The 16,754-nt window shown below is 74.6% G+C and carries 18 protein-coding genes; 15 read left to right on the top strand and 3 right to left on the bottom strand.

The window, feature by feature from the left end:
* The 4 genes from KK617_RS16700 to KK617_RS16685 all read left to right on the top strand — a co-directional run.
* On the top strand, window positions 1–641 hold a 641-nt coding region (locus KK617_RS16700; RefSeq protein ID WP_277501287.1), incomplete at its 5' end, for a hypothetical protein.
* A 131-nt stretch (window positions 642–772) separates the two neighbouring features.
* Window positions 773–1,867 carry a 23S rRNA (adenine(2503)-C(2))-methyltransferase RlmN gene (gene rlmN / locus KK617_RS16695; RefSeq protein ID WP_346813373.1) on the top strand — a complete coding sequence of 365 codons (1,095 nt, stop codon included), beginning with the start codon at window positions 773–775 and terminating at the stop codon, window positions 1,865–1,867.
* 241 nt (window positions 1,868–2,108) lie between these two features.
* The gene (locus KK617_RS16690) at window positions 2,109–3,389 is read left to right on the top strand and encodes a glycosyltransferase family 1 protein (RefSeq protein ID WP_277501285.1); all 1,281 of its coding nucleotides are present in this window, start codon (window positions 2,109–2,111) and stop codon (window positions 3,387–3,389) included.
* 58 nt (window positions 3,390–3,447) lie between these two features.
* The gene (locus KK617_RS16685; protein WP_277501284.1) at window positions 3,448–4,107 is read left to right on the top strand and encodes an AMP-binding protein; all 660 of its coding nucleotides are present in this window, start codon (window positions 3,448–3,450) and stop codon (window positions 4,105–4,107) included.
* Window positions 4,108–4,124: 17 nt separating this feature from the next.
* Here the strand turns inward: KK617_RS16685 and KK617_RS16680 are convergent, their stop codons facing one another.
* On the bottom strand, window positions 4,125–4,454 hold the full coding sequence (locus tag KK617_RS16680; protein ID WP_277501283.1) for a putative quinol monooxygenase: 330 nt from the start codon (window positions 4,452–4,454) through the stop codon (window positions 4,125–4,127).
* 111 nt (window positions 4,455–4,565) lie between these two features.
* Here KK617_RS16680 and dxr point away from each other — a divergent pair, with 111 nt between their 5' ends.
* From dxr to KK617_RS16645, 7 genes are all read left to right on the top strand, one after another.
* The gene (dxr, locus tag KK617_RS16675; RefSeq protein ID WP_277501282.1) at window positions 4,566–5,681 is read left to right on the top strand and encodes a 1-deoxy-D-xylulose-5-phosphate reductoisomerase; all 1,116 of its coding nucleotides are present in this window, start codon (window positions 4,566–4,568) and stop codon (window positions 5,679–5,681) included.
* Window positions 5,682–5,691: 10 nt separating this feature from the next.
* A complete protein-coding gene (locus tag KK617_RS16670; RefSeq protein WP_277501281.1) occupies window positions 5,692–7,044 on the top strand; it encodes a site-2 protease family protein in 1,353 nt (450 codons plus the stop codon).
* A 30-nt stretch (window positions 7,045–7,074) separates the two neighbouring features.
* Complete coding sequence (gene ispG / locus KK617_RS16665) at window positions 7,075–8,226, top strand: flavodoxin-dependent (E)-4-hydroxy-3-methylbut-2-enyl-diphosphate synthase (RefSeq protein ID WP_277501280.1); 1,152 nt, start codon at window positions 7,075–7,077, stop codon at window positions 8,224–8,226.
* A 73-nt stretch (window positions 8,227–8,299) separates the two neighbouring features.
* A complete protein-coding gene (locus tag KK617_RS16660) occupies window positions 8,300–9,148 on the top strand; it encodes a GNAT family N-acetyltransferase (protein WP_277501278.1) in 849 nt (282 codons plus the stop codon).
* A gap of 55 nt (window positions 9,149–9,203) precedes the next feature.
* The gene (locus KK617_RS16655; RefSeq protein WP_277501277.1) at window positions 9,204–9,587 is read left to right on the top strand and encodes a DoxX family protein; all 384 of its coding nucleotides are present in this window, start codon (window positions 9,204–9,206) and stop codon (window positions 9,585–9,587) included.
* Between the two features lie 83 nt (window positions 9,588–9,670).
* On the top strand, window positions 9,671–11,449 hold the full coding sequence (locus KK617_RS16650; RefSeq protein ID WP_277501276.1) for a proline--tRNA ligase: 1,779 nt from the start codon (window positions 9,671–9,673) through the stop codon (window positions 11,447–11,449).
* Between the two features lie 5 nt (window positions 11,450–11,454).
* Entirely contained in the window at window positions 11,455–12,969 is a 1,515-nt protein-coding gene (locus KK617_RS16645; protein WP_277501275.1) for an acetyl-CoA hydrolase/transferase family protein, read from the top strand.
* Window positions 12,970–13,288: 319 nt separating this feature from the next.
* On the opposite strand, the gene KK617_RS16640 is transcribed toward KK617_RS16645, so the two are convergent.
* A complete protein-coding gene (locus KK617_RS16640) occupies window positions 13,289–13,732 on the bottom strand; it encodes a DUF4439 domain-containing protein (protein WP_277501274.1) in 444 nt (147 codons plus the stop codon).
* Window positions 13,729–14,286, bottom strand: coding sequence for a hypothetical protein (locus KK617_RS16635; RefSeq protein ID WP_277501273.1), 558 nt, complete (start codon window positions 14,284–14,286; stop codon window positions 13,729–13,731). The genes KK617_RS16640 and KK617_RS16635 overlap by 4 nt, the downstream gene beginning before the upstream one ends.
* 172 nt (window positions 14,287–14,458) lie before the next feature.
* On the opposite strand from KK617_RS16635, the gene rimP reads away from it, so the two are divergent.
* The 4 genes from rimP to KK617_RS16615 all read left to right on the top strand — a co-directional run.
* The gene (gene rimP, locus KK617_RS16630; protein WP_277501272.1) at window positions 14,459–14,956 is read left to right on the top strand and encodes a ribosome maturation factor RimP; all 498 of its coding nucleotides are present in this window, start codon (window positions 14,459–14,461) and stop codon (window positions 14,954–14,956) included.
* The gene (gene nusA, locus KK617_RS16625; protein WP_277501271.1) at window positions 14,956–15,951 is read left to right on the top strand and encodes a transcription termination factor NusA; all 996 of its coding nucleotides are present in this window, start codon (window positions 14,956–14,958) and stop codon (window positions 15,949–15,951) included. Before rimP ends, nusA begins: the two co-directional genes overlap by 1 nt.
* A gap of 38 nt (window positions 15,952–15,989) precedes the next feature.
* Window positions 15,990–16,334: a YlxR family protein gene (locus KK617_RS16620; RefSeq protein ID WP_277501270.1), complete on the top strand. Its 345-nt coding sequence runs from the start codon at window positions 15,990–15,992 to the stop codon at window positions 16,332–16,334.
* Between the two features lie 150 nt (window positions 16,335–16,484).
* Window positions 16,485–16,754: translation initiation factor IF-2 N-terminal domain-containing protein (locus tag KK617_RS16615; RefSeq protein ID WP_277501269.1), on the top strand; the 270-nt coding region annotated here is incomplete at its 3' end.

Here is a 16,754-nt window from a genome sequence, read left to right as displayed (position 1 = left end):
CCCCCGTGCCCGCCCCCGTGCCCGCCCCCGCGGTCGTCCCGCCGGCCGACCCCGCGTCCCCGGCCCCGACGCCCGAGCCGGAGCCGGCCGTCGCCCCGGAGCCGGAGCCCGAGCCCGAGCCCGTCGTCGTACCCGAGCCCCAACCCGAGCCCCAACCCGAGCCCCAGCCCCAGCCGGCCGTCCCGCCGGCGGCGTCCGCCGTACCGCAGACCCCGCCGGTCGCGCTGTACCTGGAGCCGGAGCCCGAGCCCGTGCGTGCCCCGGCCCACCGGGCCGAGCCCGCCGAGCCCGCCGAGCCCCGCGACACCCGTGACGAGCCGCGGGACGACGACGCGCCCCGGGGGACCGGCACGGCGCTCGCCGGGTTCTACGCCGGGATGGTCGCCATGCTCGTCGTGCCGCTGCTCTACCTGACGCTCGTGAGCTGGGTCCTCGACGCCGGCGACGTGTCGGACGCCGGGACGGCGGCGCGGGTCGCTCCCTACGGCCTCCTGCTGCTGGCCGTCCCGCTGGTGCTCGTGGTGCTGCCCCGCACGCGCCGGTTCGGCGCCTACGCGCTGCTCGGGCTCGCGGTGACGGCGGTCGTGGTCGTCGGCGTCGCCGCGCTCGTGCTGTGGGGCCTCATGCGGCTCGACGCCTGAGGCAGCGGGCTCGCCGGCGTCCGCGTCGGTTGGGTGCGTGCAGCCACGGGTGCGATGATCGGGGGGCGATGGCCGATGACACCCCCACCCCCGTAGCGCCTCCCGAGGGCGCCCGTGCGCTCCCGCTCGTGATGGAGGCGCCGCGCGGCCGCGCCAAGCCGCCGCGCCACCTCGCTGACCTCGACGAGGCCGGTCGCAAGGCGCTGCTCGAGGAGTCGGGGCTGCCGGGCTTCCGCGCGAAGCAGCTGAGCAACCACTACTTCTCCCGCCTCACCAGCGACCCGGCGGAGATGACCGATCTCCCGGCCGGGCAGCGCGACGAGCTGGCGGCCGCCCTCTTCCCGCAGCTGCTGACGCCCGTGCGCACGCTCGAGGCCGACAAGGGCACGACGCGCAAGACGCTGTGGCGCCTGTTCGACGGTGCCCTCGTCGAGTCCGTCCTCATGCGCTACCCCGACCGCGCCACCATCTGCGTCTCGAGCCAGGCCGGCTGCGGCATGGCCTGCCCCTTCTGCGCCACCGGCCAGGGCGGGCTGCAGCGCAACATGACCACCGCCGAGATCGTCGACCAGGTCGTCGACGGCGCGCGCGCCATGGCGCGGGGCGAGGTGCCCGGCGGGCCGGGACGCCTGTCGAACGTCGTCTTCATGGGCATGGGCGAGCCGCTGGCCAACTACAAGGCCGTCATCGGTGCCGTCCGCCGCCTCACCGAGCCGTCGCCCGCCGGCCTCGGCCTCAGCGCGCGTGGCGTGACGGTCTCGACGGTCGGCCTCGTTCCCCGCATCCGCCAGCTCACCGAGGAGGGCATCCCGGTGACGCTGGCGCTGAGCCTGCACGCCCCCGACGACGAGCTGCGCAACGAGCTGGTGCCCATCAACACCCGCTCCTCGGTGGCCGAGACCGTCGACGCCGCGTGGGAGTACGCCGCGCGCACGAAGCGCCGGGTCTCGATCGAGTACGCGATGATGCGCGGCATCAACGACCAGGCCTGGCGCGCCGACCTGCTCGCCGACGTGCTGCGGGCGCACGGCGACTGGGGCTGGGTCCACGTCAACCTCATCCCGCTCAACCCGACGCCGGGCTCGCGGTGGACGGCCTCCGACCCCGCCGACGAGCGCGAGTTCGTGCGGCGCCTCGTCGCCAAGGGCATCCCGACGACCGTCCGCGACACGCGCGGACGCGAGATCGACGGCGCCTGCGGACAGCTCGCCGCCGCCGAGGACTGAGCCGCACCGGGTCCGGTGCGCCCGGGCCCCGGGCCCGACGCCTGAACGCGCGGCGACCACCCGGGCAACGCCCGGTGGCCGACCCGTCACCGGTCGTGGCCGAGGTTCCCGCCCGGTTCAACTGGCGTCCACCGCGGCCCACCCCCGCGGTTCGCGGACGTGCCTAGCGTCCCGTCGTGACAGCACTCCCCGCGGCGGCGACGCCTGCGCCCGGGGGGCCTCGCGTGCGAAGGGACGTGCGATGCGCCGCAGCCTCACCACCGCCCCCGTCCGCCGGCCGGCCGGCGCGACGACGGCCTCGCCCCGCCGGCCCGTGCGGGCCGCGTCCCGCCGTACCCTCCGTCGCCACGGCAGCGTCACGACCCTGCCCACGCCCACCGCCGCGGCCGGTCGTCTCCGCGTGCTCGTGGTCAGCGAGTCGTTCCTCCCGCAGGTCAACGGGGTCACCAACTCCGTGCGCCGCGTGCTCGAGCACCTGGCGGCCGAGGGGCACGACGCCGAGCTCGTCGCGCCGACCGGCCCCGCGACGTACGCCGGGTTCCCCGTCACGACCTGCCGGGGGGCGCACCTGCCGTTCTACCGCGACTTCCGCATCGGCCTGGAGACCCGGCGGCGGCTGCGCGCCGTCATGGAGCGCTACCGCCCCGACGTCGTGCACATCGCCTCGCCGGCGACGCTCGGCTACCAGGCCGCGCGGGCCGCGAACGACCTCGGCATCCCGACGGTCGCGATCTACCAGACCGACCTGGTCGGGTTCGCCGACCGCTACGGCATCGCCGGCGGCACCCGCGCGATGGCCTACCTCACGCGTCGCATCCACACGAGCGTCGACCGCACGCTCGCCCCCTCGACCGCGAGCCTGCGCCAGCTGGAGGCGATGCGGGTCGCCGGTCTGGGCCACTGGCCACGCGGGGTCGACCTCACGCAGTTCGACCCCGCGTGCCGCGACGAGGAGCTGCGCTCGCGCCTCGCGCCGCACGGCGAGGTGCTCGTCGGCTACGTCGGGCGGCTCGCGCCGGAGAAGGAGCTCGAGCTGCTCGCCCACGTCGACCGCCTGCCCGGCGTGCGCGTGGTGATCGTCGGCGGGGGGCCGGAGGAGGAGCGGCTGCGCGCCCTGCTGCCGGGCGCCGCGTTCCTCGGCGTCCTGCACGGCGAGGAGCTGGGCGCGGCCTACGCCAGCCTCGACGTCTTCGTGCACACGGGCCGCCACGAGACCTACTGCCAGGCCGCGCAGGAGGCGCTGGCGTCGGGCGTGCCCGTCGTCGCGCCGCGCGCCGGCGGGCCCGTGGACGTCGTGGACGACGGCACGGCCGGCTTCCTCTACGAGCCGGGCGACGGGGCGGCGCTCGCGTCGTACGTCGCGCTGCTGGCGCAGCAGCCGGCCCTGCGCCGCCGTGTCGCCCTCGCGGCCCGGCGCAGCGTCGAGGGCCGCTCCTGGGCGGCCGTGAACGCGCTGCTGCTGCGGCACTACCGCGAGGTCGTGGCCGCCCGCCGTGCGCCCGACGCGGTCCGCGCGGCCTGACCCACCGTGCCCTACGTGGGCGCCCCGTGGGGTCCGGCGGCGCCGTAGGCTCACCTGCGTGACGAACCTCGCCTTCGACGCCCTGGACCTGCACGTCGTGCGCGGCCGCGCCACCGAGCCGGCGGTCGAGACGCCGACCCGCACGGTCGACTTCGCCACGCTCACCGAGGAGGTCGCGGCCCTCGCAGGGGCGCTGCGGGCCCTCGGCACGGTCCCCGGCTCGACGGTGCTCGTGGCGCTGCCGGACGAGTACGACGAGCTGCTGACCCTGCTGGCCACCTTGCGCCTGCGCGCCCTGCCGGTGCTCGTGGACCGCGTGCACGCGGACGCCGTCGGCGTCCCGGGTCACCACCCGTCGGCCGCGACCCTCGCGGTGCGGCACCGCCCGGAGGTCGTCGTCACGGCGCACGAGTGGCCCGGCCACGTGCACCGACCGGCCGCCGTCCTCTACCGCGGTCCGACGCCGGTCGACCCGGAGGTCGAGGTCGACTGGGACCTGGCGCTGCGCGCCGGGCGCACCGACCCCGCACCGGCGTCGCGCGAGGACGAGCCCGCCCCGGGCGCGGCGCCGGACGCGCACGCGGCGGCCGCGACGGCGACGGCGTACGTCGTGGGGGAGCGAGCGGTGCTGCTCCCCGAGGTGCCCGAGGCCGGCACCCAGGTGGGGCGCCGCCTCGGTGCCCTCCTCGGGGGGCGCACGGTCCGCCTCGTCGGCTGAGGCGGGCCGGCCCGGGCTCAGGCCCCGGGCACCGCCATCTCGCCGAGCTCGGACCAGTCGTCCTGGTCCACGCTCTGGCTGACGATGCGCGGCGTCGCGGAGAGGTACTGCGGCAGCGTCCGCGTCGCGGTGCGGAAGTGCTCGGAGCGCACGTGCTCGGCCCCGGCGTCGCCGTCGGCGAACGCCTCGACCAGCACGTACTCGGTCGGGTCCTCGACCGAGCGGGACCAGAAGAACCACTTGCAGCCGGGCTCGGCGTTGCAGGCGCGGGTGAAGTCGGCCGTGAGCTCCGGCCAGGCGTCGGCGTGCTCGGGCTTCACGGGGAAGACGGCGGTGATGAAGATCAAGACGGCCTCCGGGGGCGTCGGTGGTGGACAGGTGCCCCGCCATCCTGTCGCGTCCCGCCAGCCGCGCGGGGTGAGGGGCGGGGCCGGCCCCCGGGCTGCCACACTTCCCGGGTGAGCCATCCCCGCCGCGACGTCGTCATCCTCGGCTCCACCGGGTCGATCGGCACCCAGGCCATCGAGCTGGTGCGCCGCCACCCCGACCGCTACCGCGTGGTGGGCCTGACGGCCGGCGGGTCGAACCCCGACCTCTTCGACGCGCAGGTCGACGAGCTCGCGCCGGCGTACGCCGGACTGGGGGAGCAGGCCTCCGTCGAGGCCGCCGGCATGGCCGCCGACGTCGTGCTCAACGGCATCACCGGGGCGGTCGGGCTGCGCCCCACCCTCGCCGCCCTGGAGGCGGGCACCACGCTCGCGCTGGCCAACAAGGAGTCGCTCATCGTCGGGGGCGCCGTCGTCACCCGCGCCGCCGCGCCCGGCCAGATCGTCCCCGTCGACTCCGAGCACTCGGCGATCGCCCAGTGCCTGCGGGGCGGCACCCCCGACGAGGTACGCCGCCTCGTGCTGACCGCGTCCGGCGGCCCGTTCCGCGGCCGCAGCCGCGACGAGCTGGCGGACGTGACGCCCGAGCAGGCGCTGCAGCACCCGACGTGGGCGATGGGCCCGGTCATCACCGTGAACTCCGCCACCCTCGTCAACAAGGGTCTCGAGGTGATCGAGGCCCACCTGCTCTTCGGGCTGCCCCTCGAGCGCATCGCCGTGGTCGTGCACCCCACGAGCGTCGTGCACTCGATGGTCGAGTTCGTCGACGGCTCGACGCTGCTGCAGGCCAGCCCGCCGACGATGACGATCCCCATCGCGCTGGGCCTGAGCTGGCCGGAGCGCGTCCCCGGCGCGGCCCCGGCCGTCGACTGGTCGCGCCCCGAGACGTGGGAGTTCACGCCCCTCGACGACGAGGCGTTCCCGGCCGTCGCGCTGGCCCGCGAGGCGGGTGCCGCCGGCGGCACGGCGCCGGCCGTCTACAACGCGGCCAACGAGGTGTGCGTCGAGGCGTTCCTCGCCGGCCGGCTGCCGTTCGTCGAGGTCGTCCCGACGATCGCGCGCGTGCTGGGGGCGCACGACGTACTCTCGACGGAGTCGCTCACCGTCGACGACGTGCTCGCCGCCGACGCCTGGGCGCGCGAGACCGCCGCCGCCCTGGTCGCCCCCTCCGAGCGCCCCGCCCACTGAAGGACCCCGCATGACCGAAGTGCTGCTCTACACCCTCGGGGTCGTCGTCTTCGTCGTCGCCATCCTCGTCTCGATCGGCCTGCACGAGCTCGGCCACATGGTCCCGGCGAAGGCGTTCGGGGCGAAGGTGACGCAGTACTTCATCGGGTTCGGCCCCACCGTGTGGAGCAAGCAGGTGGGGGAGACGGAGTACGGCGTCAAGGCCATCCCGCTCGGCGGCTACGTCAAGATCGTCGGGATGCTGCCGCCGGGCGGCGACGAGCACGCGGACCAGGTCGGGGTGGACCCCGACGGCCGGCCGGTCTACCGGGTGCGCAAGTCCAACACCGGGATGTTCACCCAGCTGGTGAGCGACGCCCGCGCTGCCGAGTGGGAGACCATCGGCCCCGAGGACGCCGACCGGCTGTTCTACAAGCTGACGTGGTGGAAGAAGGTCGTCGTCATGGCGGCCGGGCCGAGCGTCAACATCCTCATCGCCTTCGGCATCTTCGCGGGCCTCTTCGCCACCTACGGCAACGTCGAGGACGTGCGGACCACGACCACGGTCCAGGCCGTCTCGCCGTGCGTCGTCCCCGCCGACGAGACGGGCCGGGTCTGCGAGACGGGTGACCCCGACACCCCCGCGGAGGCGGCCGGCCTGCAGCAGGGCGACGAGATCGTGGGCTTCAACGGCGCCGAGGTCACCGACTGGCAGCAGCTGCAGACGCTGATCCGCGGCAACTCCGACGGCGCCGCGGCGATCGACGTGGTGCGCGACGGGCAGCGCATGACGCTGACGACCAACACCCTCGTCACGCCCCGCCCGACCGCCGACGACCCGGAGGTCACCGAGCCGGTCGGGTTCCTCGGCATCACCCCGCGCACCGAGCTCGCGACGGGAGGCGTGCTCTACACGCTCGAGGAGATGGGCGGCATGGCCGTCCGCACCGTCCGGGCGCTCGGCGAGCTGCCCGTCAAGGTGTACGGCGTGGCCAGGGCCATCGTGGGCCTGCAGGAGCGCGACCCCGAGAGCCCCGTCTCGATCGTCGGCGGTGGACGCATCGCGGGCGAGACGACGGCGCTGGAGGACTTCCCGGTCACCGAGAAGGTCGTTTTCCTCCTCCTGCTGATCGCCGGGTTCAACTTCTTCATCGGGATGTTCAACTTCATCCCGCTCCTGCCGCTCGACGGCGGCCACATCGCCGGGGCCCTCTACGAGGCGCTGCGCCGCGGGTTTGCCCGGCTGCGACGTCGTCCCGACCCCGGCCACGTGGACGTGGCGAAGCTGCTGCCGGTCGCGTACGTCGTGGGCTCGGCCATCCTCGTGATGGGCGTCGTGCTCATCGTCGGGGACCTCGTGGTGCCGCTCAGCCCGTACTCCTGAGCGCTCGCAGGCCCGCGTAGCATCGAGGGCATGAGCACTGTCGCCCTCGGCATGCCGGCTGCCCCGCCGCCGGTCCTGGCGCCCCGTCGCACGACCCGCCAGATCCAGGTCGGCTCGGTCGGGGTCGGCAGCGACCACCCCATCTCGGTGCAGTCGATGACGACGACGCTGACCTCCGACGTCAACGCCACCCTCCAGCAGATCGCCGAGCTCACCGCGTCGGGCTGCGACATCGTGCGGGTGGCCTGCCCCAGCCAGGACGACGCCGACGCGCTGCCGGCCATCGCCCGCAAGTCGCAGATCCCCGTGATCGCCGACATCCACTTCCAGCCGAAGTACGTCTTCGCCGCCATCGAGGCGGGCTGCGCGGCGGTGCGCGTGAACCCGGGCAACATCCGCAAGTTCGACGACCAGGTCAAGGAGATCGCGCGCGCCGCGCAGGACCACGGCACCTCGATCCGCATCGGCGTCAACGCCGGCAGCCTCGACAAGCGCATCCTCGACAAGTACGGCAAGGCCACGCCCGAGGCGCTGGTGGAGTCGGCGAAGTGGGAGGCGTCGCTCTTCGAGGAGCACGGCTTCCGCGACTTCAAGATCTCGGTGAAGCACAACGACCCCGTCGTGATGGTCCGCGCCTACGAACTGCTGGCCGCCGAGGGCGACTGGCCGCTGCACCTCGGCGTGACCGAGGCGGGCCCGGCCTTCCAGGGCACCATCAAGTCCGCCACCGCGTTCGGCGCGCTGCTCAGCCAAGGCATCGGCGACACCATCCGGGTCTCGCTGTCGGCGCCGCCCGTCGAGGAGGTCAAGGTCGGCCTGCAGATCCTCGAGTCGCTCAACCTGCGCCCGCGCCGCCTCGAGATCGTCTCCTGCCCCTCCTGCGGCCGCGCCCAGGTGGACGTCTACACGCTCGCCGAGCAGGTCACCGCGGGCCTCGACGGCCTCGAGGTGCCGCTGCGCGTCGCCGTCATGGGCTGCGTCGTCAACGGTCCCGGCGAGGCCCGCGAGGCCGACCTCGGCGTCGCCTCCGGCAACGGCAAGGGGCAGATCTTCGTGAAGGGCGAGGTCGTCAAGACCGTGCCCGAGAGCCAGATCGTGGAGACCCTCATCGAGGAGGCCCTGCGCATCGCCGAGTCCATGGAGCCCGTCGAGGGCGCCGGGGCCGAGGTCTCCGTCTCCTGAGCCGGCCGACCAGCGGGCCGACCACCGGGCCGACCACCGGGCCGACCAGCGGGGCGACGACTAGGCTCGCTCCGTGGTGACGACGAGGCAGGGCATCCGGGTGCTCGGCCCGGCCGACGTGGAGGAGTTCCTGCGCCTCGTCGACCGGGACCCGGTCGTCAACGTCTTCGCCGCCCACCGCGCCCGCACCACCCACCTGCAGCCGCGCTGGCTCGGCGGCGAGGTCTGGGGCCGGTACGCCGGGGGCGAGCTCGTCGCCGCCTGCCACGTCGCGGCCAACCTGGTGCCGGTCGAGGCCGATGCCGAGGCCGCCCTCGCCTTCGCCGAGCACGCCCAGCACCGCATCCGGTCGGTGTCGACGATCGTCGGCCCCCGCGTCGCCGTCGACACCTTCTGGTCGGAGGTGCAGGGCCGCTGGGGCCGCGCCCGGGAGGTGCGCGCGGGCCAGCCGCACCTCGAGATCCGCACGGCGCCCCACGTCGCGCCCGACCCCGCGGTGCGTCGTACGACGCGCAGCGACCTCGACGCCCTCTACCCGGCGTGCGTGGCGATGTACACCGAGGAGGTGGGCGTCTCGCCGGAGCGCGGCGGCGGGGCCGACCTCTACCGCGCCCGGGTCTCCCAGCTCGTGGCGCGGGGGTGGTCGTTCGCCAGCTTCGACGGCCGCGGCCGGGTGGTGTTCAAGGCCGAGGTCGCGTGCGCGACCGAGTACGCCGCGCAGGTGCAGGGCGTATGGGTGGCGCCGGAGCACCGGGGCAGCGGTCTGGCGGCCGCGGGGATGGCCGCCGTGGTGGCGGCGGTGCGCGCCGACGTCGCCCCCGTCGTGTCCCTCTACGTCAACGAGTGGAACACCGCGGCGCGCCGCACCTACGCGCGGGTGGGCTTCGCCGAGACCGCCCGGTTCACGACCGTGATGATGTGACGCCCGCGGGCCGGACGGCGGGCGGGCGCGCCGTACCCGGCGGTAGCCTCGCGGCATGACCACCTCGGCCGGCACCCCGCCGCTCACCCTCGGGGCCGCGGGCCTCGCCACCGGCTTCGCCGTCTCCGGCGTCGTGCACCTCGTGCGACCGGAGACCTTCGAGCCGCTGATGCCGCGGGCGCTGCCCGCCCACACGGCGCTCATCAAGGGCTCCGGCGTCGCCGAGCTGGTGTGCGCCGCCGGGCTGCTGCACCCGCGCACGCGTCCCGCCGCCGGCCTCGCCAGCGCTGCGCTGCTGGCCGGCGTCTTCCCCGGCAACGTGACCATGGCGTGGCGCGCGCGCCGCAGCCGCAACCAGGTCTACCGCTGGGGCACCGTCGCCCGCCTGCCCCTGCAGGTGCCGATGATCCGCATCGCCCTGCGCGCCGCCGGTCGCTGAGCCCGGCGGGGGGTCCGGCGGGGGGGCCGGGGGCCGGCAAACCCCCGCGAGCCGGGCGCGGGCGTCCCGCTAGCCTTCGGGGCATGATCCTGCGCCTGTCCCAGCTGTTCGTCCGCACGCTCCGCGACGACCCCGCCGACGCGGAGGTGCCGAGCCACCGGCTGCTGGTCCGCGCGGGCTACATCCGCCGTGCCGCGCCCGGGATCTACACGTGGTTGCCGCTGGGCCTGCGCGTCTACCGCAAGGTCGAGCAGATCGTGCGCGACGAGATGGACGGCATCGGGGCCCAGGAGCTGCAGTTCCCGGCCCTGCTGCCCAAGGAGCCCTACGAGGCGACGAACCGCTGGACCGAGTACGGCGACGGGATCTTCCGCCTCAAGGACCGCAAGGGCGCCGACTACCTGCTGGGCCCCACCCACGAGGAGATGTTCACCCTCGCGGTGAAGGACCTCTACTCCTCCTACAAGGACCTGCCGGTCTGGCTCTACCAGATCCAGACCAAGTACCGCGACGAGGCGCGCCCCCGCGCCGGCCTCATGCGCGGTCGCGAGTTCGTCATGAAGGACTCCTACTCCTTCGACGTCGACGACGCGGGGCTGGAGCGCTCCTACGAGGCCCACCGCGCGGCGTACGTGCGGATCTTCGACCGCCTCGGCTTCGACTACGCGATCGTCAAGGCCACGTCGGGCGCGATGGGCGGCTCGCGCAGCGAGGAGTTCCTCGCGCGCCTCGACGTCGGCGAGGACACCTACGTCCGCAGCCCCGGGGGGTACGCCGCGAACGTCGAGGCCGTCACGACGCTCGCGCCCGAGCCGCTGCCGTACGACGACGTCCCCGCCGCCCACGCGGAGGACACCCCGGCCACGCCGACGATCGCCACGCTGGTCGACCACCTCGACGGCGCCTTCCCCCGCGACGACCGGCCGTGGGAGGCCGGCGACACGCTGAAGAACGTGCTGCTGGTGCTCACCCACCCCGACGGCAGCCGCGAGCCCCTGGCCGTCGGCGTACCCGGCGACCGCGAGGTCGACCAGAAGCGCCTCGAGGGCCAGCTGGAGCCGACGACGGTCGAGCCCATGACCGACGAGGAGATGAAGGCGTTCCCCGCGCTGGTCAAGGGCTACATCGGTCCCGCCCACGGCGGGCGCACCGTGCTCGGCGAGGAGTCCGAGACCGGCATCCGCTACCTCGTCGACCCCCGCGTCGTGACGGGCACCCGCTGGGTGACCGGCGCCAACGTCGAGGGCCAGCACGTGATCGACCTCGTCGCGGGGCGCGACTTCACCCCCGACGGCACGATCGAGGCCGCCGAGGTGCGCGCCGGCGACCCGGCCCCCGACGGGTCGGGGCCGCTGGAGCTCGCGCGCGGCATCGAGATGGGCCACGTGTTCCAGCTGGGCCGCAAGTACGCCGAGGCGCTGGGCCTGCAGGTGCTCGACGAGAACGGCAAGCTCGTGACGGTGACGATGGGCTCCTACGGCATCGGCGTCTCCCGTGCGGTGCCGGTCATCGCGGAGTACAACCACGACGACGCGGGCCTCGTGTGGCCGCGCGAGATCAGCCCCGCCGACGTGCACGTGGTGGCGGCCGGGAAGGGCGAGGAGCTCTTCGCTGCGGCCGAGCGGGTGGCCACCGAGCTGTCGGCGGCGGGCCTCGACGTCCTGTACGACGACCGCGCAGGCAAGGTCAGCCCGGGCGTGAAGTTCAAGGACGCCGAGCTGCTCGGCGTGCCCACCATCGTGGTGGTGGGCAAGGGCCTCGCGGACGGGGTGGTCGAGGTCAAGGACCGGCGCAGCGGCGAGCGGGAGGACGTCGCCGTCGACGACGTCGTGGCCCGCGTGACGCAGGTCGTCCGGGGCTGAGCGCGGTGAGCACCTCGGGGCGCATCACCTGCCCGGTCCTCGTCGACCGCGTCACGACCGCCGAGGAGGCGGCCCGCCACGTCCAGCACGGCATGTCCGTCGGCATCAGCGGCTTCACCGGCGCCGGCTACCCCAAGGCGGTCCCCGGCGCCCTGGCCGAGCGCATGGCCGCAGCGCACGCACGGGGCGAGGAGTTCCGCGTCGGGCTGTGGTCGGGGGCCTCGACGGCGCCCGAGGTCGACGGCCGCCTCGCCGAGGTGCACGGCCTCGACAAGCGGCTGCCCTACAACGGCGACCCCACGCTGCGCCGGCTCATCAACGCCGGCGAGGTGGACTACGTCGACGCGCACCTGTCGCACTCGGCGCAGCAGGCGTGGTTCGGGTTCTACGGCCCGCTCGACGTGGCCGTCGTCGAGGTGGCGGCCGTGCTGCCCAACGGCCTCCTGGTGCCGGGCAGCTCGGTGGGCAACAACAAGACGTGGCTCGACCGGGCCGAGAAGGTGATCCTCGAGGTCAACAGCTGGCAGCCGCGCGACCTCGAGGGCTTCCACGACGTCTACCACGGCACGGCCCTGCCGCCGCACCGCATCCCCATCCAGCTGACCCACCCGATGCAGCGGATCGGCGACCCCTACCTGCGGGTGGACCCCGCCAAGGTCGTCGCGGTCGTCGAGACGGACGCGCCCGACCGCAACAGCCCCTTCGACCCGCCGGACGCGGCGTCGCACCGCATGGCCGAGCTGCTCGTGGACTTCCTGCGCCACGAGGTCGCGGCGGGGCGCATGCCCCCCAGCCTGCTGCCGCTGCAGTCGGGCGTCGGCAACGTCGCCAACGCGGTGATGGAGGGCCTCCTCGACGCGGAGTTCGAGGGCATGACCGCGTTCACCGAGGTCATCCAGGACGGCCTGCTCGACCTGCTCGACTCGGGCAAGCTGGCGGCGGTCTCCGCGACGTCGTTCGGCCTGTCCCCGGTGGGGGTGCGCCGCTTCCTCGACAACCCGGGCTCCTACAAGGGCCGGGTGCTGCTGCGCAGCCAGGAGATCTCGAACCACCCCGAGCTGGTGCGTCGCCTGGGCGTCGTCGCGATCAACGGCATGATCGAGGCGGACCTGTACGGCAACGTCAACTCCACCCACGTCATGGGCTCGGCGATCATGAACGGCATCGGGGGCAGCGGCGACTTCGCGCGCAACGCCTACCTCAACTTCTTCGTCTCCCCGTCGACGGCGAAGGGCGGCGCCATCTCGTCGATCGTGCCGATGGTCAGCCACGTCGACCACACCGAGCACGACGTGCACGTGCTCGTCACCGAGCAGGGCCTCGCCGACCTCCGCGGGCTGTCGCCGACGGACCGCGCCGAGCGCGTCATCGCCCACTGCGCCCACCCCGACTACCGCGACCGGCTCAGCGACTACGTGGAGCGGGCGAAGGCGGCGCGCCCGGACGCGCGGCACACGCCGCACCTGCTCGGCGAGGCCTTCGCCTGGCACCTGTCCTACCTGGAGACCGGCCACATGTGAGGCGCCGCCCGTCCCTCAGGTTCTCGCAATGCACGAACCTGCAGACGGCCTCCTGTTTACGGGCGTGGGCTGCGGGCTACACACTCGTGCAGGACGGAACGAACTGACACAGCGTTTCGACAGCAGCGCCGGACTCGACTCCCTCGAGGGAGATCTCGGGACTTCCTCGGAGGGGCCGAGTCCGTCGCTGCACCTCTCGGGTGAATCTCGCGGATCGGGCCGCGAGTCACGAGGAGCCCCGGCCACCAGGCCGGGGCTCCTCGCGTTCCGGGGCCCTTGCGTTCCGGGGCTGTGCGCGCGCCCGGGGGGTGCGGCCGGGTCAGGCCGGTGCCGCCGGCCCCTCGGCCGTCGTGCTGGGCGACCCGCCGAACGCGACGTGGCGCACGGCAGCGTCGCGCAGCCCCGCGAGCGCCGTACGACGCCGCTCACCGCTCGTGCTCGCCACCAGCGCTCCCCATGTCACCGCGCTGGCGGCCTCGGCCTCCTGCGCCGCGGCCCGCACCTGAGCGACGTCGTCGAGCGGGCCCGGTTCGACGTACGACGGAGCCGCCGCCACCGGCACGTCACCGTCGTCGCGCACCAGCGCGACCAGCAGGTCGCGCCGGCCGCGGTGGGCGGCGTACGCCGCGACGAGCCCCGCGTGCAGCACGGGTTCGGCGGAGGCGGAGACCCGGGCGCCGAGCAGGCCGTAGAGCCAGACCGCGGCGTGCTCGGCCGCGAGGGTGGTGGCGAGCGCGTCCCGCTCGTCCGCGGTGCTGCTCATGCGGCCGTCCCCGTCGGCAGGACGGCGAGGTGCTGCTCGACGGCGGCGGCCATCGAGCCGAGCGTGCGGGCCAGCAGGCCGCTGTCGGCCTCGACCGCCAGGTCCGTCAGCCGGGTCGCGACCAGGGTCGCCGCGACGCGCACCGCGCGCAGGGCGGTCGGCAGGTCGGTGGCGGGCGCGGGCTCCGCCGCGTCCGGGGGACCGGTGGGGCTCCCGACGGCCGAGGGCTCGTCCGCGCCGCCGCCCGCGTCGCTGCGGCCGCCGTCGTCGAGCAGCGACAGCTGGGCGTCGTGGAGGGCCAGCAGGCCCGCGGCCGCCGCCGCGGCCCCGGGCTGGGCTGCCGTCACGGTGCGCAGGGTGCCGCGAGCGGCGAGGACGGCCGCGACGGCCGCGTCGACCCGCTCGCGGTCGGCGTCCGTGGCCCCGGCCGCGTCGTCACCGACCAGGTCGCGCAGGTCGCCGGGCCCGCCCTCGCACCCGGCCAGCACGACGGCGAGGGCGGGGGCCGCGAGGACGGCACGCCGCGTCGCGACGAGGGAGGTCGGGGCGGGCACGCGCCGAGGTTAGCGCGCGTCGCCGTCCGCGTCGGGGGTGGCGCCCGGGGTCGCCGCCGGGGCACTCCGCGCGTTGGGGGCGGGGGCTCCGCGCGGGCTATGGTGGTCCGGCGCGCCGCCCTCGGGCCGCGGTGCGCGCCGCAGGTCGACAACAGCACAGGAGGCGAGCACCGTGAGCAGCAGGCAGGACGCCGTCGTGGAGTCCGTGGAGGCGGCGCTGACCGGGCCGCTGGGCGCGCTGGGCCTCGACGTGGAGTCGGTCGAGCTGACCCCCGCCGGCCGCCGCCGGGTGCTGCGGGTCGCGGTCGACCGCGACGGAGGCGTGGACCTCGACGTCGTCGCCGCCGCCACGAAGGCCGTCTCCGAGGTGCTCGACGACTCCGACGTGCTGGGCGAGCAGCCCTACACCCTCGAGGTCACCTCGCGCGGCGTCGACCGCCCCCTCGTGCACCCGCGCCACTGGCGCCGCAACGCCGACCGCCTCGTCAAGGTCACCCTCGTCGAGGGCGGCACCGTCACCGGCCGCATCGGGGCCAGCGACGAGACCGGGGTGGAGATCGACCCCGAGACCCGGGGCGAGGTCGCCACCCGCATCGCCTACGCCGACGTCGCCAAGGCCGTCGTGCAGATCGAGTTCAACCGGCGCTCCGCCGGGGAGGAGGACGCCTGATGGACATCGACCTGAGCATCCTGAGGATGCTGGAGCGCGAGAAGGAGATCCCGCTCGACGTGCTCTTGGAGGCCATCGAGCAGGCGCTGCTCACGGCGTACCAAAAGAGCCCGGGGGCCAGCGAGCAGGCCCGCGTGGAGCTGGACCGCACGTCCGGCCACGTGCGCGTGCTCGCGGCCGAGCTGGACGAGGACGGCACGAAGGTGGGGGAGTACGACGACACCCCCGCCGGGTTCGGCCGCATCGCGGCGACGACGGCGAAGCAGATCATGCTCCAGCGGTTGCGCGACGCCGAGGACGAGATCAAGTTCGGCGAGTTCTCCGGCAAGGAGGGCGACATCGTCTCGGGCATCATCCAGCAGGGCCGCAACCCCGACGACGTGATGGTGGACCTCGGCCGGCTCGAGGCGCTGCTGCCCGCGGGCGAGCGTGTCCCGGGCGAGCGCTACGAGCACGGCCAGCGCATCAAGTGCCTCGTCGTGTCGGTGCGCAAGGGCATGCGCGGCCCCCAGGTCACCCTGTCGCGCACCCACCCCAACCTCGTGAAGAAGCTGTTCGCGCTCGAGGTCCCGGAGATCGCCGACGGGACCGTCGAGATCGCCGCCATCGCCCGCGAGGCGGGGCACCGCAGCAAGATCGCGGTCCGCACGGCCGTGCCCGGCGTCAACGCCAAGGGCGCCTGCATCGGCCCGATGGGCCAGCGCGTGCGCAACGTGATGGCGGAGCTGAGCGGCGAGAAGATCGACATCGTCGACTGGGCCGACGACCCCGCGCGCCTCGTGGCGAACGCGCTGTCGCCGGCGCAGGTCACCAGCGTCACCGTGGTCTCCGCCGAGGCCCGCGCGGCGCGGGTCGTCGTCCCCGACTTCCAGCTCTCCCTGGCGATCGGCAAGGAGGGGCAGAACGCCCGCCTGGCCGCGCGCATGACCGGGTGGCGCATCGACATCCGCTCCGACGAGGAGGACGCCGGGTCCGGGGAGGCCGGGGAGGCCTGAGTTCGGCGTCCCGCCCCGCGGGGAGTAGAGTGTGACGAGTGGCTCGCGCGCGGAAGTCTGCCGCGGGGCCGGACACCCCCACCACCTCCCTCGCGGAGGAGGGGCCCGTCCGGACCTGTGTCGGGTGCCGGGCACGGGCCACGAAGAACGAGTTGCTGCGGGTGACCGTGCGGCTCGGGACCGACGGCCGCGAGGTCGTCGCCCCGGACCCGACGTCGTCCGCACCCGGGCGGGGTGCCCACCTGCACCCCACACGCGAGTGCTTCGACACCGCGGTCCGGCGGAAGGCCTTCTCCCGTGCCCTGCGGCGCGGGGGAGCGCTGCCCGCCGACGCCGTGGCCGAGCACCTCGACTCGCTCGCAGCACGCAGCACCACGACCTGACCGACCGACGAGGTCGCCCGCCCCGGGCGACCGCGACCAGAAGCTGGAGCACGCAGCTCATGAGCACTCGATGAGTACCTCGCGATGAGTTTGCAACACCCACCAACGGTCTGAGACCCCCGAACCGGGTCACGGGCCAGAAGGAGAAACGTGGCCAAGACCCGAGTTCACGAGCTCGCCAAGCAGTACGGCGTCGAGAGCAAGTTCGTCCTCGACAAGCTCAAGGAGATGGGGGAGTTCGTCAAGTCGGCGTCCTCCACCGTCGAGCCGCCCGTCGAGATGCGCTTCAAGAAGCAGTTCGGCGCCGAGCTGAAGGCCGCCGGCGGCGCTGCCCCGGCTGCCGAGTCGTCCGCCCCGCGCCCCGGCGCACCGCGTCCGGCCGCTCCCGCGGCCCGTCCTGCCGCGCCGGCCGCCCCCGCG

This window comes from Nocardioides sp. ChNu-99 (assembly GCF_029493445.1).
Classification (GTDB): domain Bacteria; phylum Actinomycetota; class Actinomycetes; order Propionibacteriales; family Nocardioidaceae; genus Nocardioides.
The sequence above is the reverse complement of the archived record's forward strand: the minus strand, read 5'-3'. Positions and strand labels throughout refer to the sequence as shown.